This is a genomic window from Leptobacterium meishanense (assembly GCF_037645805.1).
In the GTDB taxonomy this organism is placed as follows: Bacteria; Bacteroidota; Bacteroidia; order Flavobacteriales; family Flavobacteriaceae; genus Leptobacterium_A; species Leptobacterium_A meishanense.
Window position 1 is genome coordinate 51,689 of the sequence record NZ_JBBEXE010000007.1, and the last position, 22,741, is coordinate 74,429.

Annotated in this window: 20 protein-coding genes; 8 read left to right on the plus strand and 12 right to left on the minus strand. The window is 37.0% G+C overall.

Annotation, left to right across the window (positions count from 1 at the left end; genetic code table 11):
- Positions 1-15 precede the first annotated feature (15 nt).
- Positions 16-1,341: a M16 family metallopeptidase gene (locus WBG21_RS08905; protein WP_340077030.1), complete on the minus strand. Its 1,326-nt coding sequence runs from the start codon at positions 1,339-1,341 to the stop codon at positions 16-18.
- Between the two features lie 70 nt (positions 1,342-1,411).
- Positions 1,412-2,083 carry a PfkB family carbohydrate kinase gene (locus WBG21_RS08910; RefSeq protein WP_340077032.1) on the minus strand — a complete coding sequence of 224 codons (672 nt, stop codon included), beginning with the start codon at positions 2,081-2,083 and terminating at the stop codon, positions 1,412-1,414.
- A gap of 54 nt (positions 2,084-2,137) precedes the next feature.
- Between WBG21_RS08910 and WBG21_RS08915 the strand changes: the two genes are divergently transcribed.
- Entirely contained in the window at positions 2,138-2,869 is a 732-nt protein-coding gene (locus WBG21_RS08915) for a metallophosphoesterase family protein (protein ID WP_340077034.1), read from the plus strand.
- A gap of 126 nt (positions 2,870-2,995) precedes the next feature.
- Here WBG21_RS08915 and amaB read toward each other — a convergent pair whose 3' ends face one another.
- Both amaB and WBG21_RS08925 read right to left on the minus strand, forming a co-directional pair.
- Complete coding sequence (amaB, locus tag WBG21_RS08920) at positions 2,996-4,549, minus strand: L-piperidine-6-carboxylate dehydrogenase (RefSeq protein ID WP_340077036.1); 1,554 nt, start codon at positions 4,547-4,549, stop codon at positions 2,996-2,998.
- 59 nt (positions 4,550-4,608) lie between these two features.
- Positions 4,609-5,139: a 3-hydroxyanthranilate 3,4-dioxygenase gene (locus WBG21_RS08925; protein ID WP_340077038.1), complete on the minus strand. Its 531-nt coding sequence runs from the start codon at positions 5,137-5,139 to the stop codon at positions 4,609-4,611.
- Positions 5,140-5,259: 120 nt separating this feature from the next.
- On the opposite strand from WBG21_RS08925, the gene WBG21_RS08930 reads away from it, so the two are divergent.
- The 6 genes from WBG21_RS08930 (at position 5,260) to WBG21_RS08955 (ending at position 15,606) form a co-directional block, all read left to right on the plus strand.
- Complete coding sequence (locus tag WBG21_RS08930; RefSeq protein ID WP_340077040.1) at positions 5,260-6,330, plus strand: isoaspartyl peptidase/L-asparaginase family protein; 1,071 nt, start codon at positions 5,260-5,262, stop codon at positions 6,328-6,330.
- Between the two features lie 129 nt (positions 6,331-6,459).
- Positions 6,460-11,988, plus strand: a complete 5,529-nt coding sequence (locus tag WBG21_RS08935; protein WP_340077042.1) for an alpha-2-macroglobulin family protein — start codon at positions 6,460-6,462, stop codon at positions 11,986-11,988.
- 72 nt (positions 11,989-12,060) lie between these two features.
- Complete coding sequence (locus tag WBG21_RS08940; protein ID WP_340077044.1) at positions 12,061-12,387, plus strand: antibiotic biosynthesis monooxygenase family protein; 327 nt, start codon at positions 12,061-12,063, stop codon at positions 12,385-12,387.
- A gap of 75 nt (positions 12,388-12,462) precedes the next feature.
- A complete protein-coding gene (locus WBG21_RS08945; protein WP_340077046.1) occupies positions 12,463-13,359 on the plus strand; it encodes an FGGY family carbohydrate kinase in 897 nt (298 codons plus the stop codon).
- Positions 13,326-13,952, plus strand: coding sequence for an FGGY family carbohydrate kinase (locus tag WBG21_RS08950; protein WP_340077048.1), 627 nt, complete (start codon positions 13,326-13,328; stop codon positions 13,950-13,952). Before WBG21_RS08945 ends, WBG21_RS08950 begins: the two co-directional genes overlap by 34 nt.
- Complete coding sequence (locus WBG21_RS08955; protein WP_340077050.1) at positions 13,939-15,606, plus strand: glycerol-3-phosphate dehydrogenase/oxidase; 1,668 nt, start codon at positions 13,939-13,941, stop codon at positions 15,604-15,606. Before WBG21_RS08950 ends, WBG21_RS08955 begins: the two co-directional genes overlap by 14 nt.
- Positions 15,607-15,655: 49 nt before the next feature.
- Here WBG21_RS08955 and WBG21_RS08960 read toward each other — a convergent pair whose 3' ends face one another.
- The 5 genes from WBG21_RS08960 to WBG21_RS08980 all read right to left on the minus strand — a co-directional run bounded on the left by WBG21_RS08960 (position 15,656) and on the right by WBG21_RS08980 (position 20,055).
- On the minus strand, positions 15,656-16,657 hold the full coding sequence (locus WBG21_RS08960; protein ID WP_340077052.1) for an NAD(P)H-dependent glycerol-3-phosphate dehydrogenase: 1,002 nt from the start codon (positions 16,655-16,657) through the stop codon (positions 15,656-15,658).
- 274 nt (positions 16,658-16,931) lie between these two features.
- Positions 16,932-17,516: a nicotinate (nicotinamide) nucleotide adenylyltransferase gene (gene nadD / locus WBG21_RS08965; RefSeq protein WP_340077054.1), complete on the minus strand. Its 585-nt coding sequence runs from the start codon at positions 17,514-17,516 to the stop codon at positions 16,932-16,934.
- A 1-nt stretch (position 17,517) separates the two neighbouring features.
- Entirely contained in the window at positions 17,518-18,093 is a 576-nt protein-coding gene (gmk, locus tag WBG21_RS08970) for a guanylate kinase (RefSeq protein ID WP_340077056.1), read from the minus strand.
- On the minus strand, positions 18,094-18,951 hold the full coding sequence (locus tag WBG21_RS08975; RefSeq protein WP_340077058.1) for a YicC/YloC family endoribonuclease: 858 nt from the start codon (positions 18,949-18,951) through the stop codon (positions 18,094-18,096). It lies immediately after the preceding gene.
- 138 nt (positions 18,952-19,089) lie between these two features.
- A complete protein-coding gene (locus WBG21_RS08980) occupies positions 19,090-20,055 on the minus strand; it encodes a YheT family hydrolase (RefSeq protein WP_340077060.1) in 966 nt (321 codons plus the stop codon).
- Between the two features lie 86 nt (positions 20,056-20,141).
- On the opposite strand from WBG21_RS08980, the gene WBG21_RS08985 reads away from it, so the two are divergent.
- Positions 20,142-20,615 carry an acyl-CoA thioesterase gene (locus WBG21_RS08985; protein ID WP_340077062.1) on the plus strand — a complete coding sequence of 158 codons (474 nt, stop codon included), beginning with the start codon at positions 20,142-20,144 and terminating at the stop codon, positions 20,613-20,615.
- Here the strand turns inward: WBG21_RS08985 and WBG21_RS08990 are convergent.
- From WBG21_RS08990 to WBG21_RS09000, 3 genes are all read right to left on the minus strand, one after another.
- Positions 20,590-21,501: a DMT family transporter gene (locus WBG21_RS08990; RefSeq protein WP_340077064.1), complete on the minus strand. Its 912-nt coding sequence runs from the start codon at positions 21,499-21,501 to the stop codon at positions 20,590-20,592. The genes WBG21_RS08985 and WBG21_RS08990 overlap by 26 nt on opposite strands.
- Positions 21,494-21,847, minus strand: coding sequence for an arsenate reductase family protein (locus tag WBG21_RS08995; protein ID WP_340077066.1), 354 nt, complete (start codon positions 21,845-21,847; stop codon positions 21,494-21,496). The genes WBG21_RS08990 and WBG21_RS08995 overlap by 8 nt, the downstream gene beginning before the upstream one ends.
- A 114-nt stretch (positions 21,848-21,961) precedes the next feature.
- Positions 21,962-22,693 (minus strand): DUF3298 and DUF4163 domain-containing protein, encoded by a 732-nt coding sequence (locus tag WBG21_RS09000; protein ID WP_340077068.1) that lies wholly within the window; start codon positions 22,691-22,693, stop codon positions 21,962-21,964.
- Between the last annotated feature and the right edge of the window lie 48 nt (positions 22,694-22,741).

Consider the following 22,741-nt stretch of genomic DNA (forward strand, 5'->3'; position numbering starts at 1 on the left):
ACAATAATAAAGAGATTACTCTTCTTCTTTATTAGAAACAAATAATATTCGATAAGGAGGCTTTTCAAGCCATTTTTTTGCAACGTTTTTAATGTCTTTTCTATTTAAACTCAGTTGACTTTTTAACACTTCATAATAAAACGTCGGGTTTTCTGTAAACAGCAGTCCCTCTCCTAATAATTCTGTTCTACTAGCCTGGAAGCCTAGTTTTTGCTGTATCTTTTTTATAACGGCAACCTCATTTTTTTGGGCATCAATCAATTCTCTCTCTGTGACACCTTTTTTGATAAGGCCATCCAAAGTTTTAAAAATAAGATTTTCCAGGATTGTACTATCTTTTGTAGATGAAAAAGAGGCTTGTATTAAAAATCGTCCTCCAAACTGATACATCTCTGTATCAACATTACTTTTTATAACTGTTTTTAGAGAACGACTTTCCGCCTCAATTCGATTATTAAGTATAGAAGCAATAAGTTTTAAAGCTCCGTGATCTCTAGACCCCCATTTTGATACTGACCAAGACAAGGCTAATGTATTTAAAGTATCATTTGGATGAGGAGCCTTCATAGTTAGACTCTTACTTAAGTGTTTCGCTTGTTTAATAGTTTCTGGAAGCTTTTTCTTTGAATGAATATCACTAAAGTGAATATCAATTAATTTTTTAGCATCTTCTATGTTAAAGTTGCCCACCAAAAAAAGAACAGTGTTATCAGCGTAAACTATTTTTTTATAATGTTCTCTAAAATCTTTAAGTTTAAAGGCTTTATTATTTTCTATTAAACCATAGGCACTACTCCCATAAGGATGTTTTTCACCAAAAGTACCTTCAAAAATTGCCGTACCGCCTTCAGGGCTCCATAACGGATAATTTTTTGCAACTCTATCAATTTCAGATAAAACCCTTTCCCTTTGAAATTCAACTCGCTTTTCAGTGATTCTATTCGGACCGGCTTTTAATCTCCCAGCAACTATTTTCAAAGCAACACTCAATCCTTCTGACACTACCTGTGTATAAAATCTGATATAATCTTTTCTGACCTGTGCATTGTTATTAGTTCGGTATGTATTGAACCTAGAAAGTTCAATACTATCCATAGCAGCATAAGGCATAACATGCTCAAAAAAATGTGTAAAACCATACTGGGTGGAATTATCTGTTCGAATTCCGTCACGAAGCCAAAATTCAACAGAGACATCTTTTACATCCTGATCAGGTTGCAATATAACTTCAAGTCCATTTTTTAACGTGTAATGCTCATAGGATAATAATAAAGAATCTAGTTGACTATGTGCGTTAAAACAAAAAACAAAACAGAAAATAAAAGAATATTTACTTTTCAAAATAATTAGGATTTATTAACCATATATAAAGATGTAGAAAAAACAAAATTGTTACACTTTATTAAATTTTCTATAAAACGCCTAACTGTTCTTTGGTGGGCAAGGCCGCAATAGCCCCATATTGTGTTGCGGTGATGGCTCCAGCAATATTAGCTCTTTTCACCATTTCCGTGAAAAGTGTTTTGTTAGACAATACTACTTTAGGGTTTGTTGTTTGTGATAGTTGTTGTAAGAGACAGCCAATAAAAGCATCACCGGCACCCGTAGTATCAACAGAAGTTATAGAAATGCTATTTACGTGTTCTTGATACTCTTTTGTGCGTATAAATGTTCCTTCTTTTCCTAGGGTAATAGCGATGGTAGTTGCCCCAATATAGTGCAATTTTTCACAGGCTTTTTCAATAGATTGTTCGCCTGAGATAAGCTGCGCTTCTTCCAAACTAAATTTGGCTAAATGTGCTTTTTCAATAAAGGGAATACAGGCTTTGATAAACGTTTCTTTATTGCCTTTCCATAAATCAACTCGGTAATTGGGATCAAAACAAATAAAAGCCCCTTTAATAACAGCATCTTTTAGATAGGTTTCATGCAGATTTCCACCTAATAAAGCAGTAGCAGCACAAACATTTGCAGGAGCCCCTCCGGCTTTTTTGGTAAATTGCCAAGCCTCTGTTAAATCATTTCCCTGGCGTTCAGCAATAAAATCAATTAGTATTTCCCCAATGCAGTACACATTTTTCATAGAAAATACAATTTATAGTTAAATTCTTTACTTTGTGTATCATTATCTCATTTTATGGAAGGGAGAACATTGGTTATTGGAGATATTCACGGAGCATTAAGAGCACTGCATCAGGTGTTGGAGCGAGCTCAAGTAACACCTGAAGACCAGCTTATATTTTTAGGAGATTATGTAGATGGGTGGAGTGAATCGCCGCAGACCATTAATTTTTTAATAGGACTTACAGCTAACTACTCCTGTATTTTTATAAGGGGAAACCATGATGATTTGTGTTGCCAGTGGTTAAAATTTGGAAAAGATAATCCGGAATGGCTTTTCCATGGAGGTCAAACAACCGTAGATGCCTATTCAGAAATTTCAGAAGCTGATAAAAAACAACACGTTTCTTTTTTAGAATCATTGCAAGATTATTACATTAATGAAGCGAATAAGCTTTTTGTACATGCCGGATTTACCAATCAACATGGCGTGGAGAAAGAATATTTTTCTAAAATGTTTTATTGGGACCGGTCACTTTGGGAGACTGCCCTGTCATTAGACCCAAAACTTAGTGTGAATGACACAAAGTACCCTAAACGGTTGTTGCATTACAATGAAATATTTATTGGGCATACACCCACCATTCGGATAGGTGAAACCACTCCGGTAAATGCAGCAAACATTTGGAATATAGATACCGGGGCAGCGTATAAAAGCCCATTGACCATTATGGATGTTGATACCAAACAGTTTTGGCAAAGCGACAATGTAAACGAATTATACCCGGACGAAAACGGCAGGAACTAAAAGAGATTGATCGAGTCATTTCGAAGGAATGGAATGACTGAGAAATCTACTTTATAGATAATTTAGATTTCTCACCTTGCAGTTATAAAATTCGAAATGACATCCCGAAAATATTTGTGAAATCCGTTATAGATCAAACTTTATCCCTTGCGCTAATGGCAGTTCCGTAGTATAGTTGATCGTATTGGTCTGTCGTCGCATATATACCTTCCAAGCATCAGAACCACTTTCACGACCCCCTCCGGTATCTTTTTCACCACCAAATGCGCCACCAATTTCCGCTCCCGAAGTACCAATATTTACATTGGCAATACCACAATCGGACCCTGCATGGCTAAGGAAACGTTCGGCTTCTCGCAAATTATTGGTCATGATAGCAGAGGAGAGTCCTTGCGTAACGCCATTCTGTATTTCAATAGCATTTTCTATATCCCCACTATACTTCAATAAATATAATACCGGAGCAAAGGTTTCTTCCTGTACAATTTTAAAGTGAGATTGTGCCTCAGCAATAGCTGGCTTCACATAACAACCACTTTCATAACCTTCCCCTTTGAGTACACCGCCTTCTACGAGGAGCTTTCCACCTTCTGCAACTACTTGTTCTAAAGCGTGTAGGTACATTTTTACTGCATCTTTATCAATAAGCGGGCCTACATGGTTTTTCTCATCCAGCGGATTGCCAATACGAAGCTGTTTGTAGGCATTTACCAAAGCATCTTTCACCTTATCGTAAATAGCTTCATGAATAATTAATCGACGGGTAGAAGTACACCGTTGCCCGGCCGTACCACAAGCTCCAAAAACAGCACCAATGATGGTCATTTTTATATCGGCATCAGGTGTAATGATGATGGCATTATTGCCGCCTAGCTCCAACAATGATTTTCCAAGTCGCTCTCCAACAGTTTTTGCCACAATGCGTCCCATTCGGATAGAACCTGTAGCAGAAATCAATGGAACGCGTTTGTCGGTCGTCATAAATTCTCCCACTGTATAATCACCGTTGATAAGACAAGAAATCCCTTCCGGTAAGTTGTTCTCTTTTAATACTTCCGCAATGATGTTTTGGCAGGCAATACCACAAAGCGGTGCTTTCTCAGAAGGTTTCCAAATACATACATCACCACAGATCCATGCCAGTGCCGTATTCCAGCTCCATACAGCTACCGGAAAATTAAAGGCAGAAATAATACCTACAATCCCCAGCGGATGGTATTGTTCATACATGCGGTGCCCGGGACGCTCTGAGTGCATGGTAAGCCCGTGCAATTGGCGTGATAGCCCTACTGCAAAATCACAGATATCAATCATTTCTTGCACTTCACCAAGCCCTTCCTGATAGGATTTCCCCATTTCGTAAGAAACCAGTTTCCCTAACGGTTCTTTATATTGGCGTAACTTTTCACCAAACTGCCGGACGATTTCCCCACGTTTTGGAGCTGGCATCATTCGCCACGATTTAAAAGCTTCTTGCGCAGTTGTAACAACCTTCTCATAATCTTCTTGGGTAGTAGCTGTTACTTTTCCAATAAGCGCGCCATCAACAGGGGAATACGAAGCAATTTCTTCACCAGATGAAAACCATTGTAAACCTGTGGAGGTTCCTAGGTTAACAGCTTTTACATGGAGTGCTTTTAAAACCTCTCGTATCCCAAAATCAGTGGCAGTTTGTATCATTTTTATAACTTTTTAGTATAAGGATGTTAAATTATTTGCGAAAGTACAAATTAAATTTCTTAAACAAACCGTTGATCTACGGACATCACAGTTCCACAATTACTACAGATTCTTAATACTTCTGAATCGTAAAAATCTTTGAAGTGAGGAAGAAAATCTTTTTCAATATCGTGCAACTCAAAATAAACCTCATGCAGTTTGTGGTTGCAAGTATCACAAAACCATAAAAGACCATCGGTGAAGCCTTTTCCAGCACGTTTCCGTTCAATGACCAATCCTATGGAACCTTCCGGCCGGACAGGGGAATGGGGAACTTTTGCCGGGTGCAAGTACATATCGCCCGCATTTAATTCCATTTCTTTTCGTTCGCCATTTTCCTGAATGAGGACTTTAATGGAACCCTCCAATTGATAAAAAAGCTCTTCCGTTTCATTATAGTGGTAATCTTTTCGAGCATTAGGACCTGCTACCACCATAACGATGTAATCCTCAGATTCCACATATAAATTTTTATTTCCCACCGGAGGTTTTAACAAATACCTGTGTTCGTCAATCCATTTAATGAGGGTAAAAGGTTTTTGAATAGCCATATGGAACGCTTTTTGATTTCTAAAATTACAGATTTATCAAGGAGCTAAAAAATTAATTAAAAAAATAAAAGAATTTTATTCGTGTATTTTCTTAAATTTAGACCACTGACTAAAATATTTATGAAAAAACCAATACTTCTTATTGCATTATCGTTCGCTTCATTTATTGGGTGTAAACAAACAACAACTTCAGAAGCTTCAAAAAGTGAAAATAATCACGCCATAGCTGGAATCAGCAAAACTACGGACAATTTTGGCATTGTCATCCATGGAGGCGCGGGGACTATTCTTAAAGAGAATATAACCCCTGAACTGGAATTGGCATACAAAGAGAAATTAGAAGAAGCAATAAAGGTTGGCCATGCCATACTAAAGAATGGAGGTTCTAGCATAGAAGCGGTAGAGAAAACAATTAATGTACTGGAAGATTCCCCATTATTTAATGCCGGAAAAGGAGCTGTTTTTACCAATGAAGGAAAGAATGAACTCGATGCTTCTATTATGGATGGTAAAACATTGAATGCGGGGGCCGTAGCAGGTGTAACTACTGTAAAAAACCCAATTGACCTTGCCAGGGCTGTGATGGAAAAATCAGAACATGTAATGCTTGCCCGTGAAGGAGCAGAAGTTTTTGCTATAGCGCAAGGATTAGAAATGGTAGAGCCGTCTTATTTTTATACAGAAAATAGGATGAAATCTTTAAAAAGGGCGCAAAAAAGAGAAGCAGAAAAGAACAAAAAAATTTCCTTTTATGATCCCTTAATTAAGGATGTTAAGTTTGGAACGGTTGGCTGTGCGGCATTAGATAAGAACGGGAATTTAGCTGCAGGTACCTCTACCGGGGGAATGACAAATAAAAAATGGGGACGAATAGGCGATGCACCTATCATTGGCGCAGGAACGTATGCAAACAATAAAACCTGTGCCGTATCTGCTACCGGGTGGGGCGAATTTTTTATAAGGAATGTAGTGGCATATGATATTTCTGCATTGATGGAATACAAAGGTCTTACTTTACAGGAAGCTGCCAAAGTGGTTATCCAGGAAAAAGTGCCCGCTTTGGGAGGAGATGGTGGGATTATTGCTATAGACCATGAAGGCAATGTAGCTATGGAGTTCAATACTGCCGGCATGTACCGTGCTTCCATGAACGCAAAAGAGGAACTATATATAGGAATTTATAAAGAATAACATAACGTCATTTCGAATTCCGATGACTATCGGAATGAGAAATCTAAAGTATTAAAAAAACAGATTTCTCAGTCGCTATGCTTCTTCGAAATGACACAAAAACAAAATCATAACCAAAACTATTGTGCCATGCGAATCCAAAAACTTACACTTTTAACCATTATTGTACTTGGGATTTTTTCTTGTAAAGACAAGAAAAATGATATTCAGGAGCAAATAGATAACGTTCATAAGTTCCGGGAATATGTTTCCGATGTTTCTCAAGGGATTATTTCCGCACATTCTGATGTTCGGGTTGTGTTACGTGAACCCGTTGCAGGTTGGGAAAGCAATCAAGAACTGAACAATAACCTATTTACAGTTTCTCCTAAAGTAAAAGGAAAAGTAGTGGCACTTAACAACCAAACCATTGCTTTTGTACCAGAGAACCCCTTTGATCAGGATACGGAATATGAATATGCTTTGAAATTAGAAGACATTATTGAAAAAATACCTTCTGAACTGAAAACCTTCACTTTCAAAGTCAAAACACTAAAGCAACAATTCAATGTAAACACTACGCAACTTCAATCATATAGTAAAGATTGGCAATATATTGAAGGGACTATACGTAGCAGTGATCAATTAAAAATTGCAACAGCAAAAGAATTGGTAAAAGCTACACAAGAAGGGCAAAAACTAAAAATAAAGTTTGATGAAACTGCAGAAAAATCCACACAATTTTTCTTCACTATTGATAGCATTCAGAGGTTTACAGAAGACTCTGAAATAAATATTGAATGGGATGGAGGGGCTTTTAATATAGAGATAAAAGGGGACGCAAGTATTCTCATCCCGGGAAAAAATAATTTTACGGTAGTAGATGTTTCTGTAAATGACACAGAAGACCAGTACATGGAAATTAATTTTTCTGACCCCTTAAAAAAGAACCAGAACTTTAATGGGTTGGTTGCATTACAGGGAGCAAAAAGCCTTAAGTTTAACACACAAGGAAATGTACTAAAAGTATATCCAAACCCTGAAATCAAAGGAACAGCATTGTTGGAAATATTTCAAGGGATAGAAAGCACGGACGGCTATAAACTTAAGAACAAATTTGCAGAACAGATTGCTTTTGAACAGTTAAAGCCTGAAGTACGGCTGTTGCAAAGCGGGACCATTTTACCATCATCAAATAATTTGAAGGTCAATTTTGAAGCCGTCAACCTTAAAAAAGTAGATGTTTCCGTTATAAAAATCTTTGAGAACAATATTCTTCAATTTTTACAATACCAAAATTTAGATGGAAATGGTGACTTGAGATCAGTAGCGCGGCCCATTGCAAAGAAAACGATCGCATTAGAAGACAAGCTCACAACAAATAACGGGAAATGGAAGGCCTATGCCATAGATTTAAAAGAACTCATTACCCCACAACCGGGAGCTATTTATAGAGTAGAACTCAATTTTAGACCATCGTACAGCTCATATAAATGTGATGCAACTAATTTCAATGAAGAAAACCATACAGAAGAAAATTATGATGAAGCACAAGAATTTAGCTCATGGGACAATATAGAAGAATATTATTATGATGACTATTACTATGATTATGACTATCGATGGAGTGAACGCGATAATCCTTGCCACACATCCTATTACCGGAACAAAAAAGTAGCAATCAATGTATTGGCTTCCGATTTAGGGGTTACCATTAAAAAAGGGTTGAACGAATCGTATTTTGTGAGTGTCAACGATATAGTTTCTACACAACCTGTAGAAGGGGTAAAAGTAACCTTCTACAACTTCCAACAACAAGCAATAGGGAGTGTTATTACAGAAGCAGATGGAACTTCCATTTTTGATGCAGACAACCCTGCCTTCTTTGCCATAGCAGAACGGAACAATCAAAAAACCTATGTAAAATTGAATGACGGGAATGTTCTTTCTGTAAGTAAGTTTGATGTTTCGGGGGTACGGTTGCAAAAAGGCATTAAAGGATACTTGTATGGAGAAAGAGGGGTATGGCGTCCGGGAGACACCTTGTTTTTATCCTTTATGTTGAACGACAAAGCTAATGACCTTCCTGCAAACCATCCGGTAAAGTTTGAATTGAGTGATCCCTATGGAAAAGTAACTCACAGGGAAATACAAACCAATGGGCTTAATAATTTCTATCGTTTTACAGTAAGCACAGATGAAAATGCACCTACCGGAAATTGGCGGGCAAAAATATCGGTAGGGGGCGCAAGCTTCAGCAAGTATCTAAAGATTGAAACTATAAAACCTAACCGGTTAAAAATAAAAACGGAATTTGATTCTGAAATACTTTCTTCTGTAAAACCCATAAGGGGAATTATGGAAGTGACATGGCTACATGGGGCTATTGCTAAAGGATTAAAAGTAGATGTGCAAGGGCGCTTTAGTACTCAAAAAACTGCGTTTAAACAATTCCCGGGCTATGTATTTGACGATCCGTCCCAGTATTTCTACACCGAAGATCAGGTAGTTTTTGACGGAAGGTTAGATCAAGAAGGAAAAACCACTTTCACAGTAAAACCTCAGTTCTATGACAAAGCTCCGGGAATGCTTAAGGCATCTTTTATTGCTAAAGTGTATGAAAATGGAGGTGACTTCAGTACAGATGTATTCACAAAGACCTATTCGCCATATTCAACTTATATAGGATTAAATGTTCCAAAAGGAGATAAAAACAGAGGAATGTTGCTCACAGACACCAAACATACGTTTGAAGTTGTTTCTGTAGATGAGGAAGGGAATCCAAAACCTGCTAAAAACCTAAAAGTTACCATTCATAAAGTGAAATGGCGCTGGTGGTGGGACACTTCAGCAGACAACCTGTCTTCTTATAACAGCAGTAGTTATAGAGAGAAAGTCTTTAACAAAACCATTAATACAGATGCCTCCGGAAAAGCAACATTTGATTTTGAACTTAAATATCCTGAATGGGGCCGTTACTTAGTAAGGGTAGAGGATCCTAATGGAGGGCATGCCACCGGAAAAGCTATTTATATAGATTGGCCGGGATGGGCAGGAAAATCACGTAAAAATGATCCTTCTGCAGCCACCATGTTGGTATTCTCTACAGATAAGCAAGCCTATAACGTAGGTGAAAAAGCAATTGTTACCTTCCCAAGCAGTGGAGAAGGACGGGCATTGGTGACCGTAGAAAATGGCAGTGAAGTCTTAGAATCCATGTGGGTGACATCTCAGGAAGGAGAAACTAAGTTTGAACTTCCCATAAAAGGGTTGTTCACTCCCAATGTATACATTCATATCACCTTGCTTCAGCCTCATGCGACTACAGCGAATGACCTCCCCATAAGGCTATATGGGGTAGTTCCTATTTTGGTAGAAGACCCTGCTACCAAATTGGAGCCGCAAATAGCTATGCCTGATGTGATTCGCCCTGAGGAAACCATTAAAGTAAAAGTAAGTGAAAAACAAGGGAAAGCAATGACCTATTCCATTGCAGTAGTAGATGAAGGATTATTGGATTTAACCCGGTTTAAAACCCCGAATCCATGGGATGAGTTTTATGCAAGAGAAGCCCTTGGTGTAAAAACATGGGACGTGTACGATGATGTAATTGGCGCATTTGGCGGGCGTATTGACCAAGTATTTGCTATAGGAGGAGACGAAGAAGTAGCCGGAGCTAAAAACAAAAAAGCCAATCGTTTTAAACCCATGGTGGTGTATATGGGGCCTTATAGTTTAGAGAAAGGAAAATCTAAAACACATCAAATTAAAATTCCAAAATACATCGGTTCCGTCCGGACAATGGTTGTTGCAGGAAACCCTGACAATGAAGCCTATGGAAATGTGGAAAAAACAACACCGGTACGAAAACCGTTGATGGTTTTAGCATCATTACCGAGAAAAATTACGCCTGGAGAAAAAGTGACCCTTCCGGTAACGGTCTTCGCTATGGAAAACAACGTGAAAAATGTAACTGTTAAAGTAAAAGGAGACAAATCATTTACCATTGCAGGAAACTCTTCACAGCAAATTTCTTTCAATCAACCAGATGAAAAAATGGTCTATTTTGATTTGGATATTGCTGATTACAATGGTATAGGGAAAGTAGTAGTAGAAGCCTCAGGAAATGGTGAAAAAGCATCCTATGAAGTAGAAATAGATGTAGTGAACCCCAATCCGGTGACCAACACCGCCCAAGAAGTTGTTTTAGATCCTAATGGCACGCAGGAAATCACGTTAGAAACCTTTGGAATGGCTGGAAGCAATTCGGCACAAATAGAATTGTCTACATTGCCCCCAATGGATTTCACAGGAAGGTTAAAGTACCTCATCCAATACCCACATGGATGTGTAGAGCAAGTTACCTCAGGAGCGTTTCCACAGTTGTATTTAGGAGACATATTTGATCTTACATTAGATAAGAAAAAGAAAGTACAAGCCCATGTAGAAAGTGCCATAAAACAATTATCTAACTACCAATTGCCTAATGGAGGGTTCTCTTATTGGTCAGGACAAAACTACGCCAACGATTGGGGGAGTAGTTATGCAGGCCATTTCCTAATTGAGGCAGAAAGGAAGGGCTATGTAATGCCTATTGGATTTAAGAACAGTTGGATAAGTTATCAGCAACAGGCGGCCAAACAGTGGAGAAAAACACAAAACAGTTCCGACTTGGCACAAGCCTATCGGTTATACACGATGGCATTGGCAGGAAGCCCTGACGTAGCCTCCATGAACCGTTTGCGTGAATCGTCAGGTATTTCAAACGAAGCTAAGCACCGTTTGGCAGCTACCTATGCACTTATTGGACAAAAAGGTGCTGCTAAGGAGATATTTAGTAAGGCGAATATAAACTATCAGCCTGTAAAATATGATTATTATACCTATGGCTCTACTGATAGGAACCGGGCAATGGCTTTAGAAACAGTAGTACTTTTAGAAGATAAAGTCCGCGCACAAGGATTGGCAAAAACCATTGCCAAAACCCTTTCAGAAAACCGTTGGATGAGCACGCAGAGTACTTCCTACAGCTTATTGGCAATGGCAAAATTTGCGGAATATATAGGAGGAAAAGGCATGAACACATCATTCACTATCAATGGAAAAACAACGGATGTAGATTCGCCGAAAGCATTAGCAGAAAGAACCTTGGAAATTAAGGATGGAGCTAATACGCTTACACTCAAAAACAATAAAGACAATAAGGTGTTTGTTCGTGTGATCTCATCGGGGATACTACCAGTAGGCCAAGAGCAGGTGCAACAACGCAATTTCACAGCTCAGGTTAGTTTTAAAGGGCGAAACGGCAGTACCTTGAATATTTCACAACTATCACAAGGGACTGATTTTGTTGCTGAGGTAACGATTACTAACAAAAAAGGAGAGACAGTAAAGGATATTGCATTAACGGAAATATTCCCCAGCGGATGGGAAATCGTGAATACCCGATTTACTGATTTTGGCAATTTTGATCAAAACAGCGCAACTTATACCGATATCCGGGATGACCGTGTGAATTTCTATTTCGATTTAAAGAAGTACGAAAGCAAAACCTTCCGAATATTGCTCAACGCATCCTATTTAGGCAGGTATTACTTGCCAGGCATCCAATGCGAAGCTATGTACGACAATGATTTTATGGTGCGTACTAGGGGGCAGTGGGTAGAGGTTGTTCAGTAGTTGATATAAAAACATTTAAACTTAAGGTCTCACAGGTTTCAAAACCTGTGAGACCTTAAAAATAGTACACAAATGAAACCTTCCAAACCCTATTATGCCGTTATTTTTACCTCTATTCGTACCCAAGGAGATAATAGCTATGCAACCATGGCACAGCAAATGGAAAAACTGGCAAGGCAACAGCCCGGTTTTTTAGGAGTCGAAAATGCCCGCGATGAGGTTGGCATTACCATAAGCTATTGGGAAAGCAAAGAAGCCATTACCAATTGGAAACAACATACGGATCACCTTTTTGCACAGCAAAAAGGGAAAACAGCTTGGTATAGTTGGTACAAAGTAAGAATCTGTTTAGTGGAGAGGGAATACGAATTTACCAAACCATCGCTCGAAAAAAGTTAACCATTTCATCATTTTTATAATTTGCCAGACTCCCTTTAAAACTCTAATTTTAGAGTTCATTGCTATGTTATTACTATGCCTGGACACTACATCATTTCCCTAGACCAAGGAACCACTAGCTCAAGAGCACTTCTCATCAATAAAAAGGGAAAAATTGTGGATATGGCCCAGGAAGAATTTCAACAGATCTTTCCCCAACCAGGATGGGTAGAGCATGACCCTAAAACAATTCTGGAAACACAGTTAAGCGTATTTCATAAATTAGTAAAGAGAAACCAGGTCCAAGCCTCCCAAATAAAGGGGATTGGCATTACAAATCAACGAGAAACTACCGTAGTTTGGAATAAAAATACCGGAGAACCCGTTTACAATGCTATTGTTTGGCAAGACAAACGTACCGCCGGAATTTGTGAAACCCTTAAACAAAAAGGACTGGAAAAATATGTAAAAGAAACTACCGGCTTAGTCATCGACTCTTATTTTTCTGGCACAAAGATAAGCTGGATATTAGAACATGTAGAAGGAACAAAAGAACAAGCAGCAAAAGGAGATTTGTTGTTTGGGACGATTGACAGTTGGCTGTTGTGGAACTTAACCAACGGGAGAGTTCATGCAACCGATTATTCCAATGCTTCCCGAACAATGCTGTACGATATTGTAAAACTGCAATGGGATGAAACCCTTTTAAAAGAATTGAACATTCCCAAAAGTATGTTGCCGGAAGTAAAACCATCAGCACATCATTTTGGAAAGTATATATTGGAAGGGACAAAAATCCCGATAGCCGGAATCGCAGGCGACCAACAAGCGGCGTTATTTGGACAAGCCTGTTTCCAAAAAGGGAAAGCCAAGAACACCTACGGTACCGGGTGCTTTATGTTAATGAATACAGGAGAAACCCTTCAAATATCCAAAAAAGGGTTACTTACCACCATTGCATGGGGTTGGATAACAAAGTCTATTATGCCTTAGAAGGAAGTATCTTTATTGCCGGAGCCGCCATTCAATGGTTACGCGATGGCTTACAACTCATCGAAATGGCTTCCGATTCCGAAAAGCTTGCAAAAGAAGTTGAGGGTGATAACCCGGTATATGTAGTCCCTGCCTTTGCAGGGTTGGGAGCTCCTTACTGGGACATGTATGCCCGTGGAGCTATTTTTGGATTAACACGCGATACGGGAAAAGCACATATTACAAGAGCAACACTAGAGGCATTGGCCTACCAAACAAAAGACATTTTAGATGCCATGCAGGAAGATTCAGGAATTGAACTAAAAAGTTTGAATGTAGACGGCGGTGCGTGCACCAATAATTTTCTAATGCAGTTTCAGGCAGATATATTGAACACAGAGGTACACCGACCTGAAGTAATTGAATCAACAGCTATAGGAGCAGCTTATTTGGCAGGGATTACCGTTGGGTTATGGAGCAAAGAATCCATTACAAAAAATAGAGCAGCAGATAAAATATTCATTCCAACCTTTACAGAAGAAAAAAGAAAAAAATTATATAAAGGATGGCAAAAAGCCATAACACGAACAAAAAATTGGCATGACGAAGATTAAATTTTCAAACTTAGAAAGAGAAAAAACGGTTAAAAAACTTAACGAAACCGAATTTGACCTAGTGGTTATCGGAGGAGGGATTACCGGAGCCGGGATTCTGCTCGATGCAGCCTCCCGAGGGATGAAAGTAGCACTTATTGAAAAAAATGATTTTGCCTCGGGAACCAGTAGTAAATCAACCAAGCTCATTCATGGAGGATTGCGGTATTTAAAACAGTTCGATTTTTGGTTAGTGAAAGAAGTAGGCTCCGAACGGGCTATTGTGCACAAATTAGCACCTCATTTGGTAATTCCGGAGAAGATGCTCTTACCTTTGATTGAACATGGTTCCTATGGTAAATGGCTCACATCTATAGGGCTTAAAGTGTACGATATCTTAGCACAGGTAGAAGGAGATGATCAGAGGAGAATGCTGGACAAAAAAGAAGCCTTGCAATTAGAACCATTGCTACCCAAAAAGATTTTAAAAGGCGCAGGATATTACGCAGAATACCGCACAGATGATGCACGCCTTACCATAGAAAACATTAAAACAGCTCTTCAGTATGAAGGCGTTCCAATCAATTATACCAAAGTAGTTGATTTTTTATATCAAGATGAACAGGTAAAAGGAGTAAAAGTAGAGGACATAATTACAGGAAAGGTTTATGAGATAAAGAGCAAATATGTAGTCAATGCAGCTGGCCCATGGGTGGATGAGCTGCGAGAGATCAACCATTCAAAAAAAGGAAAAAAATTGCACCTTACAAAAGGGGTTCATTTAGTATTTCCGCATGAAAAACTTCCCGTTAAGCAATCGGTTTATTTTGATGTGCCCGATGGCCGGATGATATTTGCCATTCCCCGTGGGAAAGTTACTTATGTAGGGACTACAGACACTAATTACTATGACAATAAAGACCAAATACAAGTAGACCTTGCCGATGCTATTTACCTTATTTCGGCAGTCAACAATATGTTTCCTAGCATCAATTTAGAGATGGAAGACATTGTATCTACATGGGCGGGACTTCGTCCCCTTATCCATGAAGAAGGGAAATCAGCTTCTGAACTTTCCAGAAAAGATGAGATGTTTAAATCAGAGACGGGCTTGATAAGCATAGCAGGGGGGAAGCTTACCGGATATCGTAAAATGGCAGAAAGAGTAGTGAACCGTGTAGCGAAAAAGTTAGAAAAATACTATGGGATAGAGACAAAAAAAAATTATACAGATGAGACACCACTATGTGGCAATGAAGGATTTAAAAAGTATAAAGATGTAGAAGATTATATAGAAGAGGTGTTTTTACGTATAAAAAGGGAAGGGTTTAAAGAATACGACGCATGGTTTTTAGTATCTGCTTATGGTCACCAAACCACTACTATTTTAGAAATATACGAAATATTGAAAGATGAAGATATTTATATTCGGATGGCAAAAGCAGAATTTCTTTTTGGTGTAGATTATGAAATGGTACAAACACCTATGGATTTCTTTATAAGAAGGACCGGGCGCATGTATTTTGACATCAACAGTATCAGGGATTTACTGGAGCCCATTTTGAAAGAATATCAATCAGTATTTAAGGTAGATGATGCCACCATCCAAAGGTATCGAGATGTTATGCATAATGAAATAGAAAAACATTCGGATTTCAGCTTTGATAGAATGTAGTAAAATGAATAAACCTTGTAGATTTCCACAACGTGTAACTTCTAACAAATTAGTCGAGCTTATCAGCTAGCTTTTTAAAAACTTTTTTAGGGTCTTTCCCTTCATATAATACATCATAAACAGCATTAATGATAGGGGTCTTTGTTCTTCTTTTTTGAGAGGACGTAATAAGATGTGCGCTTTTGGCAGCATAGTACCCCTCGGCAACCATATTCATTTCCATCATGGCACTTTTCACCGTGTAGCCCTTACCGATCATATTGCCAAACATACGGTTACGGCTAAAAACAGAATATCCGGTAACTAATAAATCTCCCAGATAAGCAGAATTATTAATATTTCGTTTCATCTTATGAAGCCGTTTTATAAAGCGCCGCATTTCACGGATAGCATTGCTCATCAATACACTTTGAAAATTATCACCATACCCTAACCCATGCGCAATACCGGCAGCAATGGCATAAATATTTTTTAAGACAGCAGCATATTCTGTACCAACGATGTCATCAGATATTTTCGTTTTGATATAATCATTGTTTAGGCTTTTTGCCATGATTTCTGCTTTTTCCTTATCTGAACACGCAACGGTAAGGTATGATAACCGTTCTAAGGCAACTTCCTCCGCATGACAAGGGCCAGTAATAACACCAATATTCTCATATGGGATATGGTAAGTAGTATGAAAATGTTCTCCTACAATAAGTCCGGTTTCCGGAACAATGCCTTTTATGGCAGAAAAGATGACTTTATCATCTAAAGAGGACTTTAATTTTTGTAATTCTTCGTTTAGAAACGCTGAAGGAATTGCAAAAATCAGATAATCAGCGTATGAAGCAGTTTCATTTATATCATTGCTCAACTTCAATTTATCTGTGTGAAATTCAACTGCACTCAAATAGTTTGGGTTATGCTTGGCATTCAAGATATGTTCTTTTGCATATACGCTCCGCATATACCACCCAACTTCAGGCAGATTATCTGACAGTATTTTTACAAGGGCAGTAGCCCAACTTCCCCCTCCAAAAACAGCAAACTTTATTGAACTATCCATAAAAGAAGTGTTCTTTTTGCCAAAAGTAATTAAAATAGATTAGAGAGGAAGAAATAGAGGAAGTGAATAAAAAAATGGCATGGTAATTGAATCATTTTTAACAAATGATAGCTTGTAAATTTTAACATTCAATTATAATTATTTGAATACGGATTAAGAACGAAAATCGTTATAATAGAAATGATAGAACTTTTAGGAATAAAAGTTAGTTGATTTTTTTGGTTGGTTAGTTTGGGAATCGCCCTTAAGCACACTGCAAGAGGGCGGTTCCTTTTTATTTGTAGAAATTCATTTCATCAATATATTTCCAAACAGGCTCCGGAAGCATAGGTTGTACATTTTTGCCCTCACCGATACTTTTTCGGATAAATGTAGACGCAATTTCCATAATAGGCGCATCAACATAATGAATTCTTGATTGGTTTTTAAAAAGAACGTTTGCAGTAGTTTCAGAAATTCTTGGATATATATATATATCGTAGTTTTTAAGAATAACCTCGTAATTTTTCCACTTATGGAAATTGTGAAGGTTGTCTTCTCCCATAATCAATGAAAACTCAAAACCGGGATATTTTTCTTGCAAATGGGCTAATGTATGTACTGTATAATTAGGTTGTGGCAAATGAAATTCAACATTACTGGGTTTTAATTTAGCATAGTCCTTTGTAGCTTCATATACCATTTGATAACGGTGGTGGCCATCTAATAATGAGCTCTTTTTTTTAAAGGGGTTATGGGGCGTTACTACAAACCACACTTCATCTAAATCACTATATTCTGCCATGTGATTAGCGATTACCATATGACCAATATGAATAGGGTTAAAAGTCCCAAAATAAAGCCCTATTTTCTTTTGCATGTCAATCTTTTTTCAAGAAATTCACAACCAATTGGTAAGCCTCCTTTTTTGCGGTTTCTAGATCATTATTTTCGATGATAAAATCAAACTGAGGGGCGGTAGCCAATTCTATAGAAGCTTTAGCGACTCGCATGTTTATTTTATCTTCTGATTCTGTTTTTCGCTTTTTGAGCCGTATTTTAAGCTCTTCAATACTTGGGGGTTTTATAAAAACAGCTAAAGTTTGTTCAGGGTATGCATTTTTAATGTCCAGTCCACCCACTACATCAATATCAAAAATAGCATGTTTGCCTTTGTTCCATATACGTTGTACTTCGCTTTTTAATGTACCATAAAAATTATCTCTGTAAACCTCTTCCCATTCCAAGAATTCATCGTTTTTTATTTTTTGTTTGAAATCTTTTAAAGAAAGAAAATAATAATCAATACCGTCTTTTTCATTTCCTCTTTTTTCTCTGGAAGTTGCAGAAATGGAAAACTCAAGATTTAATTCTTTAAACCCTAACAAATGTCTTACAATAGTTGTTTTTCCACTTCCTGAAGGTGCTGAAAAAACGATAAGCTTTCCTTGTTTCATTTAGAGAATGTTTAAAAGCTGCTCCTTTATTTTTTCCAATTCATCTTTCATTTGTACTACTAACTGTTGCATGGGCGCGTAGTTGGCTTTGGAACCAATAGTGTTGATTTCCCGTCCTATTTCCTGTGTGATAAACCCTAATTTCTTCCCATTGGAATCGCTGGAGTTTAAGGTCTCTATGAAATAATTTAGATGATTGGCAAGGCGTACTTTTTCTTCAGTGATGTCGAATTTTTCTAAGTAATAGATAAGCTCTTGTTCAAACCGATTGGTATCTACATTTTCTTTTATTTCCGCAACAGCTTTATCTAAACGCTCCCGAACCTGTTGGATGCGTTCAGGATCTATTCTTTTCACGTTTTCAAGCAAAGAGGTAATGTTATTTATCCGTTTGATGAAATCTTTTTCCAATACTTTCCCTTCTTCTGATCGGAATGTATGAAGGTCTTTTAAAGCACTCTCCAATGCTTCTTTAATAGCAGCATATTCATTATCATCTATTTCATCTCGCTCTGTTTTCAAGGCATCGGGCATTCTAACCGCCATTTTGAGCAACTCTACTTCATCGCTATCTACGACATTTTTTAATTGCTTCATATATTGTTTTACAATATTTTCATTTAATTGTGATGAGGTTTCTTCTCCATTTAATTCAATATAAAGTCCAAAATCTATTTTCCCTCTGTTTAATGACTTCGCAATGGTATTTCGTATGTCTAACTCTTTTTCTCTGTAAGCAGCAGGCATTCGTGCATTTATATCCAATGTTTTACTGTTGAGGGCTTTAATTTCGATAGTAATTTTTTTCCCGGGAATTTGTATTACTTTTTTCCCGAAACCGGTCATAGATTGTATCATTCAGCTATATAGTTAATGAGTTACGCAAAGTTACATAAAACATATACTTTATAGTAATTATATACTTGTCTATCTAACTATTTTTTTAGATTAGGGGAGATTATCTATCCTAAAAAAATTAATGTAGTGAAATGTTTTTTATATTTTTAAAGAGTTGATAAACTCAATAGTTCTTTTTTCATTGTAGTATACATTTTTCTTATCATAAAACCCTACATGCCCTCCATATTTAGGAATTTCCAGATACAGGCTTTTGTTTTGACCGGCTATTTTTGTTGGGAAGCATTCTTCCGATAAAAAGGAATCATTTTTAGCATTTAATATAAGCGTTGGAATTTTAATATTGGGCAAAAATGGTAACGAACTGGCTGTTTCATAATAATCCAACGCATTTTCAAATCCATGTGCTTTAGAGGTATAAACATCGTCAAAATCTTTAAGGGTTTTAATTTTTTGAATATCAGATTTAACTATTTTATTAGGAAATAGTTGCTGCTTCATATTTAGCTTGTATAATAAATCACGTTTGAACTTTTTATTGTATAGGGTATTTTTAAACGTATGCAGTTGAAGCATGGAACCATACAAATAACATGGGACAGAAATTGCAATACCGGCTTTTATTTCTTTTGGGATATTTTTATGTGCCCCCAGATACTTTAATGTGACATTGCCTCCTAAACTAAATCCTTTAATAATAATATGAGAATAACCTCTGGTTTTTAGAATATGATTTATAATAGCTTCCAAATCTTCTGAAACCCCTGAATGATATGACCTGTATAATTTATTTATCGTTCCACTGCAGCTTCTAAAATTTATAGCGGCAACATCAAGTCCATTTTCACAAAAAGCTTTTACAGCCCCTAATACATAGGGTCGCTTTGCATTTCCTTCAAGTCCGTGCAGTATAATTGCCAATCGTTCCGGTTTTTTAGAAGAATAAGACCAGTCAATATCCATAAAATCACCATCAGGGAGGTGAAGTCGTTCCCGTTCTTGAGAAACATTTTCAACCTTTCTTATAAGGCCGGAATATATGGTAGCAAAATGGCCATTTTTAAATAACAATGGAGGATTATATTTGGAAGGGATAATCGGCATTTATATTTTTTCATCAAAGATACATTGGTTTTAAAAAAATCAGCTTAATTTTATATTTCTTATGCACGCATAATAAATAAACTGCTATGTATTTTAAAGAGTTTGATATTCGTTGGAATGATTTGGATGCCAATCGGCATCTGGCAAATTCATCCTATATAAATTTTGCTGCGCATACTCGTATGTCTTTTTTGATAGCGCATGGTTTTGATCATAAGGTACTCGCAAAACACCATATAGGGCCTGTGGTTTTTTATGAACATATGTATTATTTTAGAGAAGTATTTGCCGGAAAACCTGTAAGGGTTTCATTAGAGTTAGCAGGATTAAGTGAAACAGGAACTTTTTTCGAATTCAATCACAACTTCTACAATGAAAAAGGGCGGAATTTTGCTTCTTGTGATATGATGGGCGGATGGATAAGCTTGGAGAGCCGTAAACTTATTGATTTACCGGAAGAGCTGGTTAATTTATTTGATAAGGTAGTCCGTCCGGACCATTTTAAAATTTTGACCAAAGAAGATACTCGAAAATTTATGAAGCGCCCTGTTGATTTGTGATTCGTTTAGGTTTTTTAGAAACTAAATAAACGCCAATAAATACGGCTATAGCAGCTACCAGCTTTATAAAATTTAGAGCGTCTGCACCAACAACAATAGCAAAAAAGATGGCTATTAATGGTTGTAAATAAATAAAAGCACCAATGGTAGAAGCAGCAAGCTGTTTCATAGCATAGATATTCAATAAATAGGTCATAAAAGTAGTTCCGACAACTACAAAAAGCATTTTCCAGATAACATCGTATGGAAGTGTGCTCCATTGGATTTCAATAAATTCAGAGATAGTAACAGGGAAATTAAAAAGCAAAGCAGCAAGAAATAACCACTTCATCAATGTTAAAGGATGGTATTTTGCAGTAAGAGGTTTGACCATCACTAAATAAATACTATATGAAGTAGCATTAATGAGGAACATGGTATTTCCTAAAGGAATATTAGGGGCATCTTGCCGTATTTCTGCCCCAAAAAGGATTAAAGAAAGCGCTCCTACTAATCCAAAGAAAATACCGGTTGTTTTTAGCCAGGTAATTTTTTCATTAATAAGAAATGCAGAAAAAAGCATTACTAAGATAGGTGCAATAGTGATAATCACAGAACTATTAATAGGGGTAGAAAGGCTTAATCCCTTAAAATACATAAGCATGTTGATAGTCATTCCAAAAAGGGAACATGCCAATATTCTTAACCAATCACTAGTCGCAATTTTTTCTTTTGGTCCCCAAAAACTAATTAACCAAAATAAAATACCCGCACCTAATACCCGCAATAAGATGAACCCAAAAGGTTGCACATAGTGTGGGATTACACTTTTAGCAATAGTATGTGTTAGTCCATAAATGATAGCAGCACCTAATGCAGCAAAAATTGCAAGTGTCCTTTTATCCATGAATAGCTTCTTTAGCAACAGCTATTGTTTTTTTATTGTTTCCTATAAAAATTTGATCCTTTACAATAATGACTGGTCTATTCAGAAATGTATAATGCTCTAGGATGAGACTTTTAAAATCATTTTCTGATAGTTTTTTGTCTTTTAACCCTCGCTCTTTATAGAGTCGGGCACGTTTACTAAATAAAGCCTCATAACTTCCTGTCATTTGGCGTATTTCTTCAAGTTGAATTTTTGTAATAGCCTCATTTTTAATGTCTTGAAATAAGAATCCATCTAATGGTTGTAACTCATTTAAAATACGCTTGCACGTATCACAGGTACTCAGGTGATATATCTTTTTCATTTTTTGATAAACGCTTAAAAACCGGTACAAAGAAAAATCTTTTATGTGGAATATAATTCGGTTTTTAGAAAAATAGTTAAACTCAATGATAAAAAAAATGAAATAAAGAGAGAATTACTTCAATTCAATAAATGAAAGGATCTTATCATATGGAAGTATAATCATTTTTTGTCCATCAGCATATGAAGCAATCTCGTACTGGTTGTATTGAAGAACAAGTCCTTCATCCGTAAGGCCAATATTTTCAGGGAGATAAAAGGCATCATTTTCAAACATAAACCCGGTGCTGTTAATATTTTCATTTAATGGGACATTTTCCTGTTGCCTAAACATTATTTCTGCATAGGATATGAACCCTTTCTTGTCCGTTAATAGATCATTAAATTTTATAGGCTTTCCACTCCGGGCATCAAAAAGCAAAAAGTGCGTAGCGCCATAACCATGTGCCCCACCTGTAGAAATATAGGAGTTTAACTGTATACAAACATATCTTTTTGATTGGTAAGTAACCATCCCGTCTACAGCTACTTCCCATGGGACAGCTTCAGAAAACTCATCTTGCAATTCCTGATAAGAGTTTTTAAAAACAACAATAGCACCTTCAATGGTCTCTGGGGTGTTTTCTTCGGGATAATTCAACAATTCGATAACCCACTCAGAGAGGTAAGCATTTAACTCAGTAGCAGCATTCGATGAGGAACTAGCCCTGGGAATAGCAATAGCTATTTCAGGACATTGGGGACATTCTTCCGATTCTATTTCTAAAGTATTAAATGTTAAGGTTTTTTCGTTGGAACAACTGAAAAGTAATATAACTATTAAACTATTTATAAAATACCTATTCATTTTTTATATTTTGCTATATAATAAGAATCAATAAAGCTAAAAAGTTCG